At 45.7% G+C, this 22,365-nt stretch carries 8 protein-coding genes; all 8 read right to left on the bottom strand.

Annotated features, from left to right (window positions below):
• Positions 1–3 precede the first annotated feature (3 nt).
• The 8 genes from HRU80_06445 to HRU80_06410 all read right to left on the bottom strand — a co-directional run bounded on the left by HRU80_06445 (position 4) and on the right by HRU80_06410 (position 22,185).
• Complete coding sequence (locus HRU80_06445) at positions 4–1,383, bottom strand: GWxTD domain-containing protein (GenBank protein QOJ28533.1); 1,380 nt, start codon at positions 1,381–1,383, stop codon at positions 4–6.
• Positions 1,384–1,621: 238 nt separating this feature from the next.
• On the bottom strand, positions 1,622–5,107 hold the full coding sequence (locus tag HRU80_06440) for a hypothetical protein (GenBank protein QOJ28532.1): 3,486 nt from the start codon (positions 5,105–5,107) through the stop codon (positions 1,622–1,624).
• A gap of 162 nt (positions 5,108–5,269) precedes the next feature.
• Positions 5,270–8,758 (bottom strand): hypothetical protein, encoded by a 3,489-nt coding sequence (locus HRU80_06435; GenBank protein ID QOJ28531.1) that lies wholly within the window; start codon positions 8,756–8,758, stop codon positions 5,270–5,272.
• Between the two features lie 278 nt (positions 8,759–9,036).
• The gene (locus HRU80_06430; GenBank protein QOJ28530.1) at positions 9,037–12,540 is read right to left on the bottom strand and encodes a hypothetical protein; all 3,504 of its coding nucleotides are present in this window, start codon (positions 12,538–12,540) and stop codon (positions 9,037–9,039) included.
• Positions 12,541–12,785: 245 nt separating this feature from the next.
• Positions 12,786–13,796: a PorV/PorQ family protein gene (locus HRU80_06425; protein QOJ28529.1), complete on the bottom strand. Its 1,011-nt coding sequence runs from the start codon at positions 13,794–13,796 to the stop codon at positions 12,786–12,788.
• 55 nt (positions 13,797–13,851) lie between these two features.
• Positions 13,852–17,361 (bottom strand): hypothetical protein, encoded by a 3,510-nt coding sequence (locus HRU80_06420; GenBank protein QOJ28528.1) that lies wholly within the window; start codon positions 17,359–17,361, stop codon positions 13,852–13,854.
• 20 nt (positions 17,362–17,381) lie between these two features.
• Positions 17,382–20,237 (bottom strand): carboxypeptidase-like regulatory domain-containing protein, encoded by a 2,856-nt coding sequence (locus tag HRU80_06415; GenBank protein ID QOJ28527.1) that lies wholly within the window; start codon positions 20,235–20,237, stop codon positions 17,382–17,384.
• Between the two features lie 148 nt (positions 20,238–20,385).
• Positions 20,386–22,185 carry a T9SS type A sorting domain-containing protein gene (locus tag HRU80_06410; protein QOJ28526.1) on the bottom strand — a complete coding sequence of 600 codons (1,800 nt, stop codon included), beginning with the start codon at positions 22,183–22,185 and terminating at the stop codon, positions 20,386–20,388.
• Between the last annotated feature and the right edge of the window lie 180 nt (positions 22,186–22,365).

The raw sequence follows: 22,365 nt of genomic DNA, 5'->3' as shown, positions 1-22,365 counted from the left end.
AGCTTACTTATTCAGGGACTGAATTCTTCTGAGCCAGTTTTCATCCCGGAGTTCTCCGCGATGTGTTGAGTGAAGGAGCGTATAATCAGCATACCCGGTAAGATCACCGAACACAAATATCACGCCTCCTTCAATATTATGATAGGTCCAGACTTCATAGGGTTTGGTATCCACCTGATTGGGGAACCGCTCAATTTCACTCGGTTCGCCATAGCTCAGATGAATTCTTCCCCGGTCAGTTTCCCACCCTTTTTTCTGGAATGATTTATAATGATCATTGGCGTAATTAATGCGGCGGTAATATTCTTTTTTGTACTCATTTTCAGGAGTCTCGGGGATATTGTCGCGTGATTTCCAGAAATTATAGAGGAAATTCTTTTTTGCATCCACGGTTGTAAGACTCTGCCAGCGGCTCAGTTCATCCTTGCCGCAAATATATCTTACATATTTGAATGACATCTCAACCTCTTCATCACTCATCCCGCTGAATTCAGAGGAATAAAAATCCAGATCAGCGCTGTATTGTGATGAAGTATCAATCACCGACGGATTATAAATAAAGAACCGCTTCTGAACCAGCGCCTTATTGTTCGAAACCGTATCAGAGATACTCAGCACCAGGGTATATGCCCCTGAGGGATATTTATAAATATTAATGGCGCCTGCCTCTACAATGGAGGGGTTCGATCTGCGGGTATATTTTGATTTGCGGTACACGAACTGGTCTTTCGCATTGATGATATTCTGCTCAATTTTCAGAACATCAGACTGTACATTTTTATCAAGATTATAAAACTCCGTGTAGTAATAAAGAACCGGCAGTGACTCACCAAAAAGCAGGGTCGGATTCGGGGTCACCTCATAGGTGTTCTTATAAAAGAGGGAACTTTCATCCTCCCCTTTCTTGATATTAGAGGCGAGCTGGATATCACTGATGGTAAAAAGGTTTTCAGGCAGCGGATGAATATGAACTTCATACTCATAGGAGGCCTTAAATTCAGCATTAGTGGCATCGCGGGCGCCGAGCGATAATTTATACTCTCCGAAGGGAAGCACATATCCCAAAACTCCCATCAGGGAGCCGGAAATGGAGGCGGAATCAGCTTTGGCGTAGGCATTCCTGAACTGGTATTCCTTTGAGAATTCAAATTCCTTATCGGTAATACCGGTAATTTTAATATCGAGAAACCCTCGAATGACCACGGAGGTATCCTGCATTTCACGGGTAAGCCCCGCCTGCATGAAAGAGTAGTAAATTTCAAGGTATCCGGCTGAATCGCTGTAATAAAACCGGGCGTAATCAAAATCTATTCTGAACGTACCGTTCTGGGCAGAAAGCGGCACAGTGCAAAGAAAGATCAGCAGAAGTAACACGTTTTTCATAAATCTCTGTACTGTTTTTTCAAATTTACGGAGAAAAATATTGCTGATTGAGCACAAAGGGGGGTGCAGGAGAAAATTCCCCGGCAGCCGGGCAGCCGCCGGGGAGGATCAATTTCAGGGAGCAGGCAATTATGAGAAGCAAGGACAATAAGGACAGCCACGACAATAAGGACACTTTAGGGTCCGTTAGTTTTCTGACATTTGAATTATCTCACTGAAGTTTAATTTCCTGCAATTTTCATTTTTTCTGCTGGATGATCCCCAATTTCAGCAGTTTTTCTCCATAGCCAGGGGCTGTCACGATTGCCAGATACATGCCTGAAGCAATACGGCTGCCGCTCTGGTTCTTCAGATCCCAGCGCAGGAAGGGGGATGAAGCGCCATCCTGTTTATCACCTTCTGTCAGAGTTCTTATCAGAGAGCCGGAAAGAGTATATATCTTTATGGTAACTGTTTCAGGAAGATTGGTAAATGTTACAAACGATTCTTCCGCCGTTCTGGGATTCTCATGGCTGAATCTGGTATTATTGGCAAAAAACGGATTCGGGAATACATTCACTTTTTCGAATAATTCCTTCTTTTCCTCAAGAGTCAGGTCTCCTCCTTTTCTTGTTGAAAAGGTATATACATCATCATCGGTATAGGGATACACCGCGACCGGCACTCTGAAGATATCTCCGGGAGTAAAGGTACTCGTTGGAGTAAGTGCACTCAGTCCTATAACATACATCGCATTAAACAGCGGTGAGGCAGCAATGCGCTTCTGCTCATCGGTGACTGTTGCAGCACCTGGAGGGAATTGATATCCCCGGAGGTCTGCCCATGCACTGTCCGTTCCGAACACTCCTCCGGTATATTCAATCTGACTGCCTGCAGGGTCATAATCAGCATCAAAGACAATGATTGCTTCCAATGATGAGGTTACATCTGTTCCCGGAAACCAGCTGCCATCGGGATTACCGCCAAACCAGGTTGTTGATTTTTCAACAAAGCCGGCTGCAAGCTGTCTTTCCTCACCATAAACGGAATCCTTTACCCATACCTGAAATGGCACATCAACATAACCAATTCCATACTTACCCATAGCACCGCCGCGGGAGGAAAGGGTATCTATCGGGCGGATTCCTGCCGCATACCGGTATGTATTTCTTCTTGAGTTTGCAGAAGTGCCCACAAATCCATTCATATAACGGTATGCCTTACCCGGCTGACCAAACCGGACTTCAATCGCCCGGAGGAGGTTTGCTTTCATGATGGTTGATTGCTTGTTACCAAACATTCCGCTGCCGTCTATTCCTGTGATATCCTTTCCGCAATATTCGGCGCCATGATTATTATGGGTCAGATCAAGATTTTTAAACCATTTATTCTCCGCTGGGGTATATGTCTGCTGAGTTACATTTGCAACCAACGGCGTAACATTTTTTACTTTCAGAAGAAAACCCTCGGTTAGTTTTCCTGAATAGTCTGTTGTATCAAAGTTATAGGATTTAGAGTCGCTGATCAGATACTCACCGGTTCTGTTATTCCTGAGTGAGTAAGAAGCTGAGTAAGGAGCGGTAGTGGTATCGCTTTTGAATTCAACCGTATAAGTGTCACCAGTAAGTTCGTTGCTATTAACCGTGAGGAATTTTACTCCTCCGGTTCCGGCGAATCCTGATGAACGGCTGCTTTGACCGGTGAGGGCAGCAGGTTCATACAAATCAGAGCCGTAAACCACCCTGATGATGGACGATTGATACTCTGAAACCGCATTTCGCATCGTGTCAATATAATCCCCCGCCGGACCGTAAGTTCCTGTCGCCTGATTATATATCCGGTTATGATCAAGCAGAATGGAAGTAATAGTAAAATAGTACTCCTTCCCTTTAATAAGGGGTGATGAGGTAAACGGGTCCTCGGTTATGCGCAGCCGAATTCTCCCCTCATCCGGTTTACTATATATAAGAGTATCAAGCAGAAATTCTTCTGAGGGGCGTTCGAAATATGTTATAAAACCGCCATGTGACTGCTTTTGCAGTAATGCATGAATGTTGTTTTTAACAGCATACCGTGCCAGTTCCTTTGCATTTGCTGCACCGCTGATTGATGCTGCAACATTGTTAGTACGAAGACCGGTAACAAAAAATGCATGAAGTTTTTTGTTTTTGTCAAAGACCGAATCAATTCCCTGATAATTAACCAGACCGGCAGTATTCCAGGTAAGATCAATAAATCCGTCTCCGGTACGGACGTCCACAGTAATATCATCAGGCCTGGTATTATCTGAACGCTGATTTTCCCACAGGTTCTTCGCAAATCCCGCAATCTTTTTTGCTGCGTTCACGCTCAGGAGACTGCTTACAGGAGATCTTCCTACCACATACGCTGCAACTATATCCACCGGCTGGTCTTTATGAAGAGTAAACGTGCCTGTTGTAACCATCATTGTCTGATCAATCTGATAGGTGTTTATCCATCCTGTGCCTGCTACCGGATCACCCGAGTGTAAGAACTTTGGATTCCACAAACCGCATTCATCCGGTTTTTGGCTGCCATTGCCCTCCCACCATGTGCATGGAATAACCTGATTGCCATCCTTCCGCAAACCTCCGGTCTGATAATATCTCAGTTCATGCCGGGTATTGGGCATCATGCCATAGTTATGGTAATTATTAGTTGTAGTAAATGATGTCATTAATAAATTTTTGGCTCCGGGCAATGTATCTGTTTTCATAATTCCCCCCTTAAAGTTCACTGCCGAGGAAAGTGAGTTCTCACCAATATCATAAACTCCGTTATTATTTGCGTCAATAAATGTTTCCCCTGGAATATATGCCGGCGGACCCTGAACAAATCCCGCAAAGAATGTCGGAGAATTATTTCCATAATCAGGATCAGGGCCGTTGTCATAGGCGTATGCCCCCGAAAGCAGCGTATCTGATCCGGTCAGATCATTGTAATACGTTCCGACTTCCGGCTCAAGCCCAAGACTGAAATAGACAGAATCAAAACGGGGAGCAAAGGTACCTTTATTGATAATCCGGTAGCGTATATATAAAATATCATCCAGTTCATTCCGGGCAGCGAAACCAAAAACGGTCTGCTGAATTTCAATACCACGGGGGGAAACATCAGTAAACCTGCGAAGCCCTGGTATTACTGCGTCATTAGTTACGCACCAGGCGGTTATATCACCGATAATATCGGGCCTGTCTTCATCCGTGTCCCACCTGCCGTTGCCGTTCAGATCAACCGGCTCATATTTCCCGTCACCGTTGCCATCGTAAAAATCAGCGCCAAGCGATACTGCATCCCTCCAGAGCTGCCAGGCATCACCAAATGGGAGATCCAAGCTTGTGATAACATATAATCTGTTCTTAGGATCCTTAGGGTCTGAACCAACAGGTCCGGGAAGATAATCCTGAACACGTGCGGCTGTGAAATAACCATTGCCCCACATCTCTCCATCTGATAGACCTGAAAGATAAAATCCGCCTGAGAAAAGAAATCTTTTACCGTCATAGTACGCTCCGCTGAACGACCTCACATCGCCAATCCCCCCGTTATTATCCAGCGGAAGTGTTATGTTGTTTATTTTTATTACATAACTCAACGCTTCTGAAGTTACCCTGAGAATTCCATTCTTACCGCTGTCTACCTGATAACTTCCGGTTAAAATGAGCAGACTGCAGAGCAGCAGTAATCTGATAACTGCCTGCCTGTGATATGATATTTTTTTCATTCTTCCTCCAGGGAATTTATTCAGAGCATACCTGCTACGGACGGTTCTGAATCGGATATTTTACAAAATTTATTTAAGCCTTTTGTTCAAGAATGGCGAGGACAACAACCACGATGTCCAGGCACCTTTAAGGAGATCATGCTCCGGATCCCGGGAATATCATCACTTTGAACCTGCCTGCTGAATAATTCCCAATTTCAGCAGTTTTTCTCCGTAGCCGGGTGCTGTCACGATCGCCAGATACATGCCTGAAGCAACACGGTTGCCGCTCTGGTTCTTAAGATCCCAACGCAGGAAGGGTGATGAAGCGCCATCCATTTTATCACTCTCCGTAAGAGTTTTTATCAAAGCCCCTGAAACAGTGTATATCTTTATGGTAACTGTTTCAGGAAGATTGGTAAACGTTACAAACGACTCCTCCGCCGTTTTAGGATTCTCATAGCTGAATCTGGTATTATTGGCGAAAAACGGATTCGGGAATACATTAACCTTTTCAAACAGTTCCTTCTTCTCTTCAAAGGTCAGGTCTCCTCCTTTTCTTGTGGAAAAGGTATATACATCATCATCGGTATAAGGATACACCGCGACCGGCACTCTGAAGATATCTCCGGGAGTAAAGGTACTCGTCGGAGTAAGTGCACTCAGTCCTATAACATACATCGCATTAAACAGCGGTGAGGCAGCAATGCGCTTCTGCTCATCGGTTACTGTTGTAGCACCCGGAGGGAATTGATATCCCATGAGATCTGCCCATGCACTATCCGTTCCGAACACTCCGCCGGTATATACTATCTGGCTGCCTGACGGGTCATAATCAGCATCAAAGACAATGATTGCTTCTAAAGACAATAAAACATCAACACCCGGGTACCAATTGCCATCCGGATTTCCGCCAAAAAATTTTGCCGTCTTTTCAACGAATCCAACCGCCAGCTGACGCTCTTCACCATAGACTGAATCCTTAACCCATACCTGAAACGGCACATCAACATAACCAATGCCATACTTACCCATTGATCCGCCTCGTGAGGATAAGGTGTCGATGGGCTGTATTCCAGCAGCATACCGGTAAACATTTCTTCTTGCGAGGGCATTATTTCCAACAAATCCGTTCATATACCGGTATGCCTTGCCTGGCAGCCCGAAGCGCACTTCTACCGCCCGCAAACGGTTTGCTTTTGTAATGGTTGATTGCCTGCTTCCGAAAATTGCACTCCCCCACCAGTGGATATCATCCCCGGCATAGACTGCGCCCAGGCTCGCGTTGGTCACGTTCAGGTCGGTGAACCATGTATTTAATGCAGGTATATATTTTTGCTGTGTTTCGTTTGATGGGGCAGGCACCACCGGCTTAACTTTAAGAACAAACCCTTCGATTATTTTTCCAGCATAGTTGTTTGTATCATAGTTATAGAACTTTGAATCAGTAATCAGGTACTGGCCGGTTCTGTTGTTCTTTAGTGAATAAGAAGCCGAGTAATGATACAGGCTTGTATCACTTTTAAACTCAACCGTGTAACTGTCGCCGGTCAGTTCTTCATCATTAACCACCAGATAAGCAACATTTCCCTGAGTTGCAAAGCCGGAAGTTTTGTTTCCTTTGCCGATATCCGGGGCAGGTTCATAAAGATCAGTGTCATAAACTACGCGGATAATTGATGTGCTGTATTCGTCAATTGCCGCGCCGGTTGCATCAAGATAATCGCCGGGAGGGCCATAGGTAGTTGTCTGTTTGTTTACTATACTCTTGTGATTAAGCGTATAGGTAGTAAGAGCAAAAAAGTATTCCTTTCCTTTAATGAGGGGAATTCCGTCGAAAGGATCCGCGGATATTCTCAGTCGGATGCGCCCCTGAGCGGGATCTGCGTGAAGTGCACTGTCAAGAAGATATTCGGCTTCAGGTCTTTTGAACCGCATATCCAGCCCGCCATTTTGCTGCGTCTGATATATATCATGAATAAAGTTATTCACGGCATAGGAGGAAATAATTTTTGCATTTACCACGCCGGGAATCAGTGCCGCTTCAGAATTGGTCCTGTAGGCCGTTACATAAAATCCTTGCACGCGCCGGTCAATGCCAAGTATCGTATCTAAGGAGCGGTAAGTAACTAAAGGGGAAGTATTCCAGGTCAGGTCAATGAAGCCGTTACCTGTGCGGACATCAACAGAAAGCTCATCAGGTTTTGCAGGACCTTCAAAATTTTTATTAAACACACTCCTGGCTGCCTTTGCAAGTTCCTTTGCTGTATTCACGCTCAGAAGACTGCTCACCGGCGATCTTCCCACAATATATGCGGCAACTATATCAACTGGCTGATTTTTATGGAGAGGGAAAGTACCGGTCGTAATCATTTTCCTCTGATCAATTGGCGTTTTATTTCTCCACCCGTTTCCTGCTACAGGATCACCGGAATAAAGATACTTCGGATTCCAGTTAATGCAGTCAGGATCGTTCGTACCCGTGCCAAACGACCATGTACAAGGATCAAACGGTGCTCCGGAATAGTGCAAACCCTTCTGCCAATTCCGGTAATCCCAAACGAACATTCCTCCGGGATCACCACCCCACAACTGCATCATTTGCATAAAAGAGGTCATCGGGAGATTTTTTGCACCTCTAAGAGTGTCGATTCCCTTAACCAAACCTTTCACATTGTATGCTTCTGTAAGGGGCGATTCTCCACTGTCAAATATTCCGTTGCCATTGGAATCAGTAAATGTAACTCCCGGAATATATACAGCCGGCCCCTGAAGCAGGCTTGCAAGAAATACCGGAGCATTTACTCCATATAGTGCATCAGCGGTTGCGTTATAAACATATCCGGCATCCAGGGTAGTATCGCAGCCCAGCAGATCATCCATGTAGTCACCAAGATCCGGGTCGGTAATGACAGAAAAATACACAGAATCAAGCAGATCGGCCACAGTACCCTTGTTAATAAGGCGGTAACGGACAAAAAGCATATTGCCGATATTCTCACGCGAAGCAAATCCGAAGACGGTCTGATGAATCTCGATTCCCTGGGGGCTGACTGATGTCAGACGCCGTAATGCTCTCGGTACACCGTCATTATACACGCACCATGCTGTTAGGTCGCCGATCAGGTCGGGGCGGTCTTCGTTGCTGTTCCATTTGCCGTCATAATTCAGATCAGAGGGATTATATATACCATCCCCGTCTCCGTCATAAAAATCAGCTCCCAGTGCCACAGCGTTTTTCCATTCCTGCCATGAGTCACCAAATGGAATATCCATACTGCGGACAACATAGACTTTATTGCGCGGATCATTCTGATCAGAGCCGACCGGTCCCGGCTGATAGTCCTGCATACGTGAGGCGCTAAAAACTCCATTAGCCCAAAGTGTACTATTTGTATATCCGGTGAGGATGAGTCCGCCGGAAAAGAGGAATATCTTACCGTCGTAAAACCCGCCGGCTCCGGTACCAGGGTCAAAGTCACCAAGGACTCCCTGATTGTCTAATGGGAGACGGATATTATTGATGTTAATGAGAAAACCGTTAAGGGCAGAGGATTTCTGAGGACTTCGTTTTCCCCCGCCGTCACCGGAAAAAGCTCCGGTTAAAAACAGCAGAAAACTAAAGAGCAGAACGAGCAAAAATACCGGTCGATGAACATGGAAACCATTCATTTTCCCTCCGGAAAAAAAGTGAGGACAACCCCCAACCGGGAAGTCCGAAATTTGTGTTAGGTTAAAATAAGCATTTTTACAGATTAAGTCAAAAGACCTGACCGCAGCACAACTCAAAGGACAGCAAGGACCACAACGACAGCAAGAACTGCCGGCAGCACAAGGAATGAGAGACTGATGACCAGAAGCAATCCCCTTTAATTCATACTTCGTACTTCATAATTCATACTTCATAATTCATACTTCATAATTCATACTTCATAATTCATACATCATAATTACCTTGTTATTTGTTTCATCGGCTGTACGATACCCAACTTCAGTATTTTCTCTCCGAAGCCGGGGGATGAGACTATTGCCATATACATTCCAGAAGCAACTCTGCGCCTGCTTTCATTCTTCAGATCCCAGCGGAGGAAGGGGGAAGATGGTCCGTCGGTCTTGTCAGCTTCAGTGAGTGTGCGGATCAGCGCTCCTGATACTGTATATATCCTGATGGTTACATCAGCCGGAAGATTGGTGAATGTAACATACGGATCATCCGGCGAGAGTGTACGGTCGTAACTCGTAGCAGGATTATACGCAAACAGCGGGTTCGGATATACATTAACCTTGTTGAACAGATCTTTCTGTTCAGCATCAGTGAGTGCTCCGCCCTGTTTGGTTGAGAATGTATAGCTGTCTGCATCAGTGTACGGATAGGTGCCTACCGGTACTCTGAATACGTCTCCTGCAGTAAATGTACTGGTCGCTGTCAGTGCACTCAGACTTATTACATACATCGCGTTAAACAGCGGTGAGGCTGCAATACGCTTCTGTTCATCAGTTACTGTGGTTGCACTTGCAGGGAACTGATATCCGCGGATATCTGCCCATGCACTGTCGCTTCCGAATACACCGCCGGTATATTCGATCTGGCTGCCTGATGCATCATAGTTTGCATCAAAAACGATGATCGCTTCCAGTGACTGGGTTACATCGGTACCAGGGAACCAGTTACCGTCAGGATTTCCGCCAGGCAGGTTTGCTGATTTCTCAACAAAGCCCACTGCAAGCTGTCTTTCCTCACCATAAACTGAATCCTTTACCCATACCTGGAACGGTACATCTACAAAGCCCACACCGAACTGGCCCATTGCGCCGCCGCGGCTTGGGAGTACGTCTGTGCCGTTAAGACCTGCTGCATACTTGAAGCTGTTTCTTCTTGAAAGAGCTGAGGTACCAACAAATCCGTTCATGTAGCGGTATGCTTTGCCAGGCTGACCGAAGCGTACTTCGATTGCACGCAGGTGGTTTGCCTTGGTGATGGTAGATTGTCTGTTACCAAGAGTTGCACTTCCGCCTACCCCTGCGATATCTCTTCCGCTATATACAGCACCGAGACTTGCAGTTAACAGGTTGAGGTCAACAAACCACTTGTTTGCTGCCGGGGTGTAAGTCTGCTGAGCATCAGTTGATACCGTTGGAGCTACATCTTTTACTTTCAGGATAAATCCTTCGGTTACTTTGCCCGCATAGTTAGTGGTATCAAAGTTATAAGATTTTGAACCGGTAATCAGGTATGCGCCAGTTCTGTTATTTTTAAGTGAGTAAGAGGCAGAGTATGGCAGAGTGGCTGTATCGCCTTTAAATTCAACCGTATAGGAATCTCCGGTCAGCCCGCTGTTATCAACCGTCAGAAATTTCACACCGCCGGTGCCTGCAAAACCCGCGGCACGCTTTCCCTGCCCGATATCAGCAGCGGGAGAATACATATCAGTTCCGTAAACAACACGGACTATCGCGTTATCAAATTCATCTATAGCGATATTCCTGTCATCAATATAATCTCCTTCCGGCCCGTAGGTATTTGTTGCCCGGTTTTTTATTACCCGGTGATTAAGGGTAAAGGAAGTAACAGAGAAATAATATTCCTTTCCCTTTACCAGAGGTATTCCCGTAAAAGGATCTTCCGTAATCCTTACGCGGATTCTTCCTTCAGCGGGATTGCCGTATATAAGAGTATCCAGGAGGAACTGCTCAGCGGGCCGTTCAAAATAGGTAGTAATTGCGCCATTGCTCTGTTTCTGGAAAATTGTATGTATCTGATTTTTAACTCCGTAACTGCCAAGGAGTTTTGCATTTACTATTCCCCCTGTTTCCTGCGCTCTGTTGTTTGTCCGGTAGCCGGTAATATAAAAACCCTGCACTCTTCTGTCTATATCAAGAATGGTATCAACCGCGCGGAAGTTTATAAAATCAGCTGTATTCCAGGTAAGGTCAATGAATCCGTCACCGGTTCTTACGTCAACGGCAACATCGGGCGGCTGAGGCGGTGTGGGAAAATTCAGGTCGAACAAATACTGCGCTACGATGTCATTCTTTTTTACTTCCCTCAGGCTTTCAATACTACTCAATGATGATCTGCCGACAACATATCCTACCACAATATCCACCGGTTCATTTGCTCTCAGGACAAACGGTCCTGTATTAAGCATCATACGCTGATCAACCGGAGAAGTATTAAGCCATCCTGAATAGGTTAATGGGTCGCCTGAATACATGAATTTCGGATCCCAGGTTCCGCAGTTAGCGGAATCAGAAGGACCATTACTAAAAAACCAACGGCAGGGGTCAATGGGGGTTCCGTCTCTGTAACGTCCTCCTTTCTGATAGTTAATCAGCTCATGGTAAAAACTGGGATCACCTATTGTCGGGTGGCTTGAAATATACTGAGTAAAGGATGTCAGCGGAAGATTTTTTGCCCCCGGAATAGTGTCTATACCCTTATAAAATCCGCGCACATTATATGCCTCAGTAAGGGGCGTTTCACCTAAATCAAAAAGACCGTTTCCGTCTGCGTCAATAAAGGTTTCACCGGGAATATATACAACCGGCCCCTGAAAAAAGTCATTCAGGAACGCAGGAGCATTAACTCCATACTGACCGTCAGGCGTACGGTTATACGCAAATCCTGCTGAGAGCAAGGTATCGCAGCCGACCAGATCATCAGTATAATCACCTATGTCAGGATCGGTAACTGCTGAAAAATAGACTGAGTCAATCCTCTCCGCGACCGTTCCTCTGTTAATAAGGCGGTAACGGACAAAAAGCATATTCCCGATGGTTCCGCGTGAGGCAAAGCCAAAAACACTCTGATGAATTTCAATCCCCTGCGGGTTAATATTGTTAAAGCGGCGCAGGTTTTTTGGCACCCCATCATTATACACGCACCAGACGGTAAGGTCGCCAATCAGATCAGGGCGGTCCTCATCCGGATTCCATTTTCCGTCTCCGTTCAGATCAACCGGGTCATAACGGTTATCACCGTTGCCATCGTAATAATCAGCTCCAAGCGCAACTGCCTCTTTCCAGTTCTGCCATGATTCACTGAATGCACGGTCCTGGCTGCTGAGTATATACAGCCGGTTGCGCGGATCATTCTGATTTGAGCCGACAGGACCTTCCCGGTAGTCCTCAATTCTGGAGGCAGACATCACACCGTTTGCCCAGTCAGCCCCGTTCGATTCACCTGAAAGGAAAAACCCGCCCGAAAAAAGCACCACAAGACTGTCATATATACCGCCGGAGATATTGCCAATATTCTGGTCCGCAAGAATTCCGCGGTTATTTACCGGAAGTACAAGATTATTAATATCAATAAGGTAGGAGTTCAGAGCGGTAGCTTTTTGCAGATTGTGCCGTTTGCCGCCATCACCGTAATAAGCGCCTGTGAGCAGCAGGGCGAGTGAAAACAGAGTGACACGGCTAAGAACTGGCTTCAGCCAGATATTTTTTTTCATATTCCCTCCGGAAATTGGAAAACTGGAATAAAAAGGAGAAATTCTTATGTCGGTATGTTAAAAAATAGGAAGAAGCAGTTTGAAAAACAAATATTCGGAAGTCAGTAAAGGAGATAGCAAAATGAAACCATTGAATCTTAGCGCGGGAATCAGGACGTGGCCGAAAGACTGCTTGTTCGTGTGCAGTCCATAAAAAAAGGCGCCCGGTGATTAAACCGGGCGCCTCATCAATCAATTAGGAACGATTACTGGAGACCAAGCTTCAGAGTGAAGATATGGTTCGGGGTCGGGAAATCCTGAACATCCCGGTAAGCGTAATCAAGACTCATGGTGATGCCGTCTGTGAAGTTATAGTTCACGCCTGCGCCCATAGCCAGACCATAGATTGACTGGTCTGTGTTCTGGAGAAGCATGTCATAACCAGCACGAACGAAGAACATTTTGCTGAAATCATATTCCATACCGAAGACGATGTTATCTTCACCGGCATTGTTGTTTCTGAATGATGATCCGAACAGAATGTTGTTGGCTTCGTTGAATCTGTAATCATACGCTAAGCTCATTTCGAAGTAGCTCGGGAGCTGGAATTCTTCGGTAACAGGAGCATAAGAACCGAACGCTGAATTCGGGTTTGATCCCGGAATCACCGTTTTTACCTGAAGATCCTGTCCGTCATACTTCATGTTGCTTCCGATATTCTTTACCGTAACGCCCATAGAAAGATTCTGAGGGAAGCGGTACTGAACACCGAAATCAACTGCGAAACCATTGGCTGAGGTGTTCATGATTCCTTCGTGGATCATTTTTGCATTCACACCAATTGCAACGCGGTCTGTAACTTTCTTTGCATAGGTAAGACCTACGGTAAAGAAAGCCGGGGAATAGGTAGCTCCGTTTCCGTCCGGTGCATCAATTGTGGTAACAGGAATGTCACCAAAATCGAGACCTTTATAGGAAATTCCTATACTTCCGAGCTCGCCAAAATTAGCACCTGCTGCAAAGTAGGTGATATTCATATCAGCGAGATAAGACATATAGGAGAACATTGCCTCAGAGCTGTTGGCAAGGTCAAGACCTGCCGGATTGAAATAAATAGCTTCAACGCCTGTCGTATTGGACAAGAATGCACCGCCAGTAGCAATACTTCTCGCTCCAACCGGTATCAGGAGCTGATCAGCACCGGTAGTTCCTTTTCTGGAAACATCACCGGCCCAGGCCAAGGATGCCATAAGAAAGATTATGAGAACTTTTTTCATTTTATCAAACTCCTATTAGGTTAATAAGAGGCGGGTGGTTAACCCGCCCGTTTTTTTAATATCTCTGTAATTGCTTCTGTGGTAAAATAACACCAAACTTCAGTATCTTTTCTCCGAATCCGGGTGAAGATACGATAGCAAGGTACATTCCTGATGCAACTCTCAGACCATTTTCGTTCTCAAGATCCCAGCGCAGGAACGGTGAACCAACACCGTCAAGTTTGTCTGCCTGCGTAAGGGTTCTTACCAGAGCGCCTGATACCGTGAAGATTTTCACTGTAACTTCTTCAGGAAGGTTTGTGAAGGTCACAAACGGATCATCTGAATAAGCCTGTGAATTATAACTGGTTTCAGGGTTGAACGCAAACAGCGGGTTCGGATATACATTAACCTTGTTGAACAGATCTTTCTGTTCAGCATCAGTGAGTGCTCCGCCCTGTTTGGTTGAGAATGTATAGCTGTCTGCATCAGTGTACGGATAGGTGCCTACCGGTACTCTGAATACGTCTCCTGCAGTAAACGTACTGGTCGCTGTCAGTGCACTCAGACTGATTACATACATCGCGTTAAACAGCGGTGAGGCTGCAATACGCTTCTGTTCATCAGTTACTGTGGTTGCACTTGCAGGGAACTGATATCCGCGGATATCTGCCCATGCACTGTCGCTTCCGAATACACCGCCGGTATATTCGATCTGGCTGCCTGATGCATCATAGTTTGCATCAAAAACGATGATCGCTTCCAGTGACTGGGTTACATCGGTACCAGGGAACCAGTTACCGTCAGGATTTCCGCCTGGCAGGTTTGCTGATTTCTCAACAAAGCCTACTGCAAGCTGTCTTTCCTCACCATAAACTGAATCCTTTACCCATACCTGGAACGGTACATCTACAAAGCCCACACCGAACTGGCCCATTGCGCCGCCGCGGCTTGGGAGTACGTCTGTGCCGTTAAGGCCTGCTGCATACTTGAAGCTGTTTCTTCTTGAAAGAGCTGAAGTACCAACAAATCCGTTCATGTAGCGGTATGCTTTACCAGGCTGACCGAAGCGCACTTCAATTGCACGCAGGCGGTTTGCCTTGGTGATGGTGGATTGTCTGTTACCAAGAGTTGCACTTCCGCCTACTCCTGCGATATCTCTTCCGCTATATACAGCACCGAGACTTGCAGTTAACAGGTTGAGGTCAACAAACCACTTGTTTGCTGCCGGGGTGTAAGTCTGCCGGGTATCAGGAGCAACCGTTGGAGCTACATCTTTTACTTTCAGAACGAATCCTTCAGTAAGTTTACCAGCATAGTTGGTTGAGTCAAAGTTATATGCCTTTGAATCAGAGATCAGAACAGTACCTGTTCTGTTATTAGTAAGCGAATAGGAGGCTGAATATGGAATTGTGGTGGTATCAGCCTTGAATGAAACCGTATAAGTGTCACCGGTCAGTTCGCTGTTATTAACAGGGAGGAATTTAACTCCGCCTGTTCCGGCAAAACCTGCTGCCTTTTTGCTCTGTCCGATATCCGAAGCCGGAGCAAACAAATCAGTGCCGTAGACAACTCTTATAATTGCAGTTTCGTATTCATCAACTGCACCATTGGTTTCGTCAATATAGTCACCAGCCGGACCGTAGGTACCGGTTGCTTTATTCTTAATCACTTTGTGGTTAAGAGTAAAGGTAGTGAGAGCAAAATAATACTCTTTACCTTTCACGAGAGGAACTCCGGTAAAAGGATCCTGAGTAACACGTAAACGAATACGGCCTTCATCAGGTTTTGAATAGAGTGCTGAATCAAGCAGATATTCTGCAGATGGTCTTTCGAGATAGGTCTCAATAGCGCCGTTTGATTTTTTCTGCTGAATGCCATGGATAATATTATCCATCTCATATGTTACTAAACGGGTTGAGTTAACCGTACCGCCAATCATATCCGCTTTGCTATTGGTGCGGAAAGCGGTTACATAGTAACCCTGCAGTCTGCGGTCAATATCAAGAACGGTATCAATAGCTCTGTAATTCACCTGAGGAGCGGTCTGCCAGGTAAGATCAATAAAGCCGTTTCCGGTTTTAACATCATACACTGCTGGCGGAGGAGCCGGAGGTGAAGGGAAGTTAGAATCAAATACTAACTGAGCAATCTGATCATATTCCTTTGCGGTTCTGACAGACTGAACAGAAAGTGAAGGATGGCGGCCAACAACATAGGCTGCAACGATGTCAATCGGCTGATCTTTTTTCAGAACAAACGGGCCGGTATTTGACATCTGTCTCTGGTCAATCGGGGTGGTGTTTAACCAGCCGGTACCATCTTCTGGCTTGCCTGAATACATGAAATGAGGATCCCAGGTAGCGCAGACACCTGCATTTGCCGGACCGTTACCGAATGCCCAGGTACATGGATCAAGAGGTACACCGTCTTTTGACACACCGCCCAGAAGATAATTACGGAGCTCGAAACGGGTGTTCGGGTCACCGTGGGTCGGGTGGCTCTGCATATACTGTGTAAATGAAGTAAGAGGCATATTCTTTGCACCAGGAATGGTGTCAATGCCCATTACCACGCCGCGGACGTTGTGAGCTTCGGTAAGAGGGGTTTCACCTGCGTCAAACTCACCGTTACCATTCGCGTCAACAAAGGTTTCGCCCGGGATATATACAACCGGACCCTGGAAGAAGTCCATAAGGAAGGTCGGGCAGTTAGCACCGAACTGTCCGTCAGGACCGCCGTTATATACATAACCGGCTGAAAGGGTGGTATCGCAGCCTACCAGGTCATCGGTATAATCACCGAGATCAGGGTCAGCAGCCACGGAGAAATAAACAGAGTCAATTTTGTCTGCTACAGTACCGCGGTTAACGATTCTGTAACGGATGAAGAGCATGTTACCAACAACACCCTTGGAAGCGAAAGCAAACACAGTCTGTCTGATTTCAATACCCTGGGGTTCAACGTCGGTAAATCTTCTAAGGGATTTTGCAACACCGTCATTATATACGGTCCATGCAGTTACATCACCGATAAGGTCAGGACGGTCTTCGTTGCTGTCCCATTTACCGTTGCCGTTCAGGTCAACCGGATTATAGGCACCGTCACCATCGCCGTCATAGAAGTCAGCGCCGATGGAAACTGCGGTTTTCCATTCCTGCCATGCCGGACCAAATACTTCGTCCTGCGCGGTAACAACATACATCTTGTTCTTTGGATCAGTTCTTGAAGAACCAACCGGACCCGGCTGGTAATCTTCAATTCTTGAAGCTGAAAGAACACCGTTTGCCCACATGGTACCGTTGGTTATTCCTGACATAAAGAATCCGCCTGAGAAGAGGAATACTTTACCATCATAGAAACCGCCTGCACCGGTACCCGGATCTACGTCAGCGATAACGCCTTTGTTATCAACGGGTATGTTGAGGTTGTTGATATTAAATACAAAGAACTCGGCAGAACTCTTATAGAGCGAGTTGCCGGTTCTTTTTACGCCGTCACCGCTATAGGCACCGACTGCAAAGATAACGGCCAGCAAGAGGAGTACTCTTGCCGCCGTTGATCTGAATTGATTAATCTTTATCATTGTTTAACGCTTCCTTTTTCTTAGAAGTTAATATTTGCAAAATTAACTCTGAATCCAAGCTTAATAAGTCTTGGAATACCAAAATTATTGGGGTCTCTTTCAAGCGCAATGTAATCGTCAACATATTCCTGACCTCTTGAAGCAGCAACAGCTTTACCTTCAGCAGTGGTCAGATAGCCGGTCGTGGTAGGACTTCCGGTTGAACGATAGACATTTACTACGTTGTCTGCATCAAACAGGTTTTCAATCCAGAGATACGGAGTAAGAACTGCTCCGCCGAATTCAAACGATTTTTCAAGTTTGAAGTCAACTCTGAAGCTGCCAGGACCATAAGCGGAGTTAACATAACCTTTGGTATCACCAAGGTTTGATCCGCCGCCCGGAGTAATATTCTGCTTCTCAAGCGGGGTATAAGGACGTCCGCTGTTGAAGGAAACCAGGAAGTTTGCAGAAGTTCTTTCAAAGAATCCAAGTTCTCCTTTTGGTACGGAGAAATCAACATTCACAACACCGGTATGTCTCTGATCGAAATCGAGCGGTGCAATAACCTTCGGGGTTTCACCGTTGTTATTTCTGAATGCAGCAGTGGTTGATGAACCGGTTGATGATCCGGTTCCTTCAGCCAGTGAATAGGTATATTCAACGTTGAAGGAGAAATAATCCATTCTGCTTACGGTCAGTGAGAGTGCAAGACCCTTAATGGTACCGAAGTCAGAATTTGCAGGGCCGTAATAACGGTCTCTCTGTCCGCCAATAGAGCGGTAGAAGAATCTGGTTTCGTCATTAACGAGACCCTTGGTATTCTTGTAGAAAGCGGTCAGGTTAAGTGCGCCGTCATTATTTCCAAGCACCTGTCTGAAACCAATTTCATACTGGGTGGTAATTTCACTCTGAACATTACCGGTATTAACGCCGAAGTTACCATCGGTAACCAGACCGTCGAGTGAGTTCACAGAGGTGAATACGTCAATCAGTCTTGGCTGCTGGATGAACTTACCGAACTGTGCATGGAAAACCGTGCTGGCAGTTACAGGGAAACCGATACCAATTCTTGGTGAGATATAGCTTTCAGCATCCTTAATTTTAAAGTCACCGTCATCAAATGCATCAGGATTTGATCCGCCTGCATAAGGAAGCAGTTCGTCTTTTACAACATCTGCCTGTGAATCAAAGTAATCCCAGCGGACACCAAGATTCAGCACGAGGTCGCTTAATTCAAATCTGTCCTGCATATAGAAATACGCAATCATCGGATTTCTCGGAGCTGAGCTGGTAGTATATGAATCAGTTCCGTAAATGGTGGTTTCATCCGCATCCGAAACATTACCAAGAATATCATAACCAAAATAGAAAGGTCTCTGAAGAGCAATTCTTTCCTTAAGGGTTTTGGTAGTATTGTCAATAGCAACACCAACAGGAGCAATTGCCCAGTATCTGAGGGTGTGAAGCTGAACACCGCCTCCGATTTCGAGGAGGTGGTTGCTCACCTGATTGGTGAAATCAACATCTAAGGTAAGATTGTCATTGTTCAGTTTGGTATAGGAGTTAGAAACACGTCCTTTATCAAAGAATAACTGAACCGGATCAAGACTTACACGGGTACCCTGAATAAGACGTACACCAGGTCTTACCCATGGTTTGTTGGCAGTGGTATCGCCATAAGCTTCGATATTATCGAACCATACACCGTCGCCTGATTCCTGATTCTGAATTTTGTATCCGATGTTTACATTGTAAAACATGGAGTTGCTTACGTTATGGCTGAAGCGTCCGCTGAATGAATAGTTTTCATTCTCGGTCAGAGGATTATGCTCAGCATTGTTTTTTGCATAGGTATGGGTATATCCTCTGCTGGTTCTGGTGTTAATATTTGCACCAAGACGCAGTGAGAACGGCTGGAAGTTATGCAGCGTTCTTCCGCTGAATCTCCAGACGCTTGAGGAGTTATTCGGGAGCACATTCGTGTTGATATTCATCGTCGGAATCTCAAGAGGAATAGCTCTCGGATTAGCATCGCCAAACCATCCTCTTTCACCTGAAAGAAAGATTGTGTGGTTTGCATTACCCGGAATAATCGGACCGCCGATATTTGCGGAATACAGATTGTATCCGTAATCATCAGTGAACGATGAAGAAAGAACATCACCAAAGAAGGAATATTTAGCGCTTCCTGATTTGGTAGTAACGTTCACGATACCTGACTGTGCCTGACCATATTTTGCCTCGTAACCACCGATCTGGAAAGAGAGCTGGTCAATTGCGTTGTTGGAAACCTGTGCAGAGTTTCCGCCGAAAAGAATGTCATTCTGAGGCACACCGTCAACGATGTACAAAACTTCGCCGCCGCGGCCGCCGCGTACGTTAATGGTAGCATTACCGTCAGCGCCGCCTGAACCTTCCTGAATAACAACACCGGACTGGAGACCAGCCAGTTTCTCAACGCCCTTTACGGGAAGTTTGCTGATCTGATCAGCATCGAGAACTTTGGTTGTATTGGTTGATTTTTCCTCAAAGAACTTCTTTGAGCTGACTTCAATGGTGGGCAGAGTAAAATCAGTGCTCAGCTCAACATTGAGTTCGTAAGTGATGTTCGCAACAATACGGACATCCTGAATGGTCTTTGGACCATAACCAACGTAACTCACCTTAACTTCATAGGTACCGGGGGTTACGTTAAGAATAAAGTAACGTCCTTCAACATCGGTAGCAGCACCCTGTGCACTTCCGACGATCAGAACGTTGGCCCCGATCAGGGGTTCCTTGGTTCCTGCGTCAATAACTTTTCCGACCAGTTTACCCACACCTGACTGTGCGTAAACAACGGAGAAGGTTAAGAACAGGAAGATTGAAAAGATCTTTGAAAACGAAACTTTCATTTCTTCTCCACTCAGTTAATTGTTAGACAAGAGTAAATTTTTTCTCCTGCGGAATATATAAATAGTTTGGTTCAAAATAAAAAAACGGATCCCTTATTCAGAGATCCGTTTGAAATAAAATGAACTAATTCAGAGTCTCTGAATAAAATTACTTCATGAGCATCATTTTGCGTGTGGCGGTCATGTTTCCAGCATCGAGTCTGTAAACATATAAGCCGGAAGCGAGATCTGATGCATCAAAAGTAACTGTATGTGCGCCTGAAGCTAATTCGCTGTTAACGAGGGTAGCTACTTCTCTTCCGAGAACGTCAAATACCTTCAGTGATACATTGCCTGCCTGAGCGAGGTTGAATGTAATCTGGGTTGAAGGGTTGAACGGATTCGGATAGTTCTGATTCAGGGTGAATCCGAACGGAGTGGTTCCGTCTTCAACTGAAACAGGTTTTGGCAGATCGAAGGTCTTGTACACGAGAGGATCCTGTGTGCCTACACCAGCGAACAGAGAAACAGTCGGTGACTGATCTTCGAGATAAACGATGTGAGCAACATATTTGTCGCCTGCATCTTCAAGCCACTGAGCAGCATGACCGAAAGCTTCTGATTTGCTGTTTTTACCCTGCAGAACACCACCGTAGGTCCAGTTAGAACCGCCGTCGGTTGAGAATGCATGATAGAGATCTCTCCAGTAAACTGCTTCAGCGGTATCAAGAGTAGCTGCTGAAGGAACACCGGTGAATTCAGGACCTGTCCAGATTGCGTAAACAACCTGACCGTCAGGTGAAACTGATACTGAAGGATATGCCTGACCGATTGAGTTGGTCGGATAAAGATCACCGATTGCCTGGATGCTGTCAATAGCGATATCAGAGATAGCGGTCCATGCGTTTGTTGTTGAGTTCCAGTAAATAAGCGGGAACATGTTGCCGGTAGCAGTTCCGGTTCCGTCAAAGGTAAGACCGTAACCGTTAGCTACTGCGTGCCATACACCGTTATTTGCAACAGCCATATCAACATGACCGAAGTTTTCAAATAAAGGAGCATAACCAGGTCTGTTAGCTACTAAACCGATAACACCGTCTGCTGCAATTCTCATACCGGTGAAGCTTGTTCCGCCGTTGGTTGAGTAAATTGCCCAGAAGTTGTCTGCTGAGTCAGCTGAAACCGGGTTATAAACGTGAGCTCCGCCGCCTGCCTGACCTGCATTAGTACCGTAGTAAGCAATGTAGTTGTTGTCAGGGCTGGTAGCAATACCAACTTCAACGCCGCCGTTTTCAACCCACCAGATTGGTGTCGGGTGGTAGCTGGAGATAGAATCCCAGTTGGTGAAGGTTGAACCGAGGTCTTCGCTCTTGTAGAACTGGAACTGGGTTCTGTTGCCTGAAGCAGCGAGGAAAATGTTTTCTCCGCCCCATGCAACTGACGGGTCAGTTGATGAATTGAACTGGGTTACCAGAAACGGTGAAGCACCGTCAGAGATACCAAGCTTTGAAGGTGTGTGACCTACAACTGCTACTGTACCGAGATCTGAACCAACGTTTTTAACGCTGATATCAGGCCAGCCGGAAGCTGCAGCAACTGAATCGAAAGGAACCATTTTAGCATAAACAGCGCCATCAGGATAGATGTAATGAATTACTCTCTTTGATCCTGGCTGTCTCAGCATGACTGCGAAGTGAACTTTGCCGTCTGCCGGGTTGAAGAACACCTGATTTCTAACAACGCTATTGGTGAAATAGTCATAGTTAGTGGTACCAATGGTGTCACCAACTGCTGGTGTATTTACCGGGAACACTGAAGGAAGTACATTATCTGTAACAACCTGAGGTGCCTGGTAATGTTCGTTTTGCAGCTGAACTTTTTTAACATCTTTAACCGCGCCTGACTGGGCGAAGCTGACAGATGCGAAAACCGCTACTGCTGCGAATATTGTAAAGGCTCTCTTAAGCATGTATGCTCTCCTTTATTGATTAGTGATTATTGATTGATGAAAATGAAAAACTTTTTCACTTGTTAAAATCTTACCTGAAAATTGCAGGATTTTAACCCGTGCTCTCATTTTTTCCGAAATTCAAACAAATTGCTTAGTGATTTAACGAAAAAATAACATTTTGTCAAGACAATTTTTGAC

The organism is Ignavibacteriales bacterium, assembly GCA_015709675.1.
Taxonomy (GTDB): Bacteria; Bacteroidota; Ignavibacteria; order Ignavibacteriales; family Ignavibacteriaceae; genus H2-BAC3.
The sequence above is the reverse complement of the archived record's forward strand: the minus strand, read 5'-3'. Positions and strand labels throughout refer to the sequence as shown.

What these genes read in the sequence shown, in the direction of transcription:
- HRU80_06415 (QOJ28527.1), bottom strand. Translation starts at nt 20,237, where the DNA reads ATGAAAGTTTCGTTTTCAAAGATCTTTTCAATCTTCCTGTTCTTAACC.
- HRU80_06410 (QOJ28526.1), bottom strand. Translation starts at nt 22,185, where the DNA reads ATGCTTAAGAGAGCCTTTACAATATTCGCAGCAGTAGCGGTTTTCGCA.
- HRU80_06445 (QOJ28533.1), bottom strand. Translation starts at nt 1,383, where the DNA reads ATGAAAAACGTGTTACTTCTGCTGATCTTTCTTTGCACTGTGCCGCTT.
- HRU80_06420 (QOJ28528.1), bottom strand. Translation starts at nt 17,361, where the DNA reads ATGATAAAGATTAATCAATTCAGATCAACGGCGGCAAGAGTACTCCTC.
- HRU80_06430 (QOJ28530.1), bottom strand. Translation starts at nt 12,540, where the DNA reads ATGAAAAAAAATATCTGGCTGAAGCCAGTTCTTAGCCGTGTCACTCTG.
- HRU80_06425 (QOJ28529.1), bottom strand. Translation starts at nt 13,796, where the DNA reads ATGAAAAAAGTTCTCATAATCTTTCTTATGGCATCCTTGGCCTGGGCC.
- HRU80_06440 (QOJ28532.1), bottom strand. Translation starts at nt 5,107, where the DNA reads ATGAAAAAAATATCATATCACAGGCAGGCAGTTATCAGATTACTGCTG.
- HRU80_06435 (QOJ28531.1), bottom strand. Translation starts at nt 8,758, where the DNA reads ATGAATGGTTTCCATGTTCATCGACCGGTATTTTTGCTCGTTCTGCTC.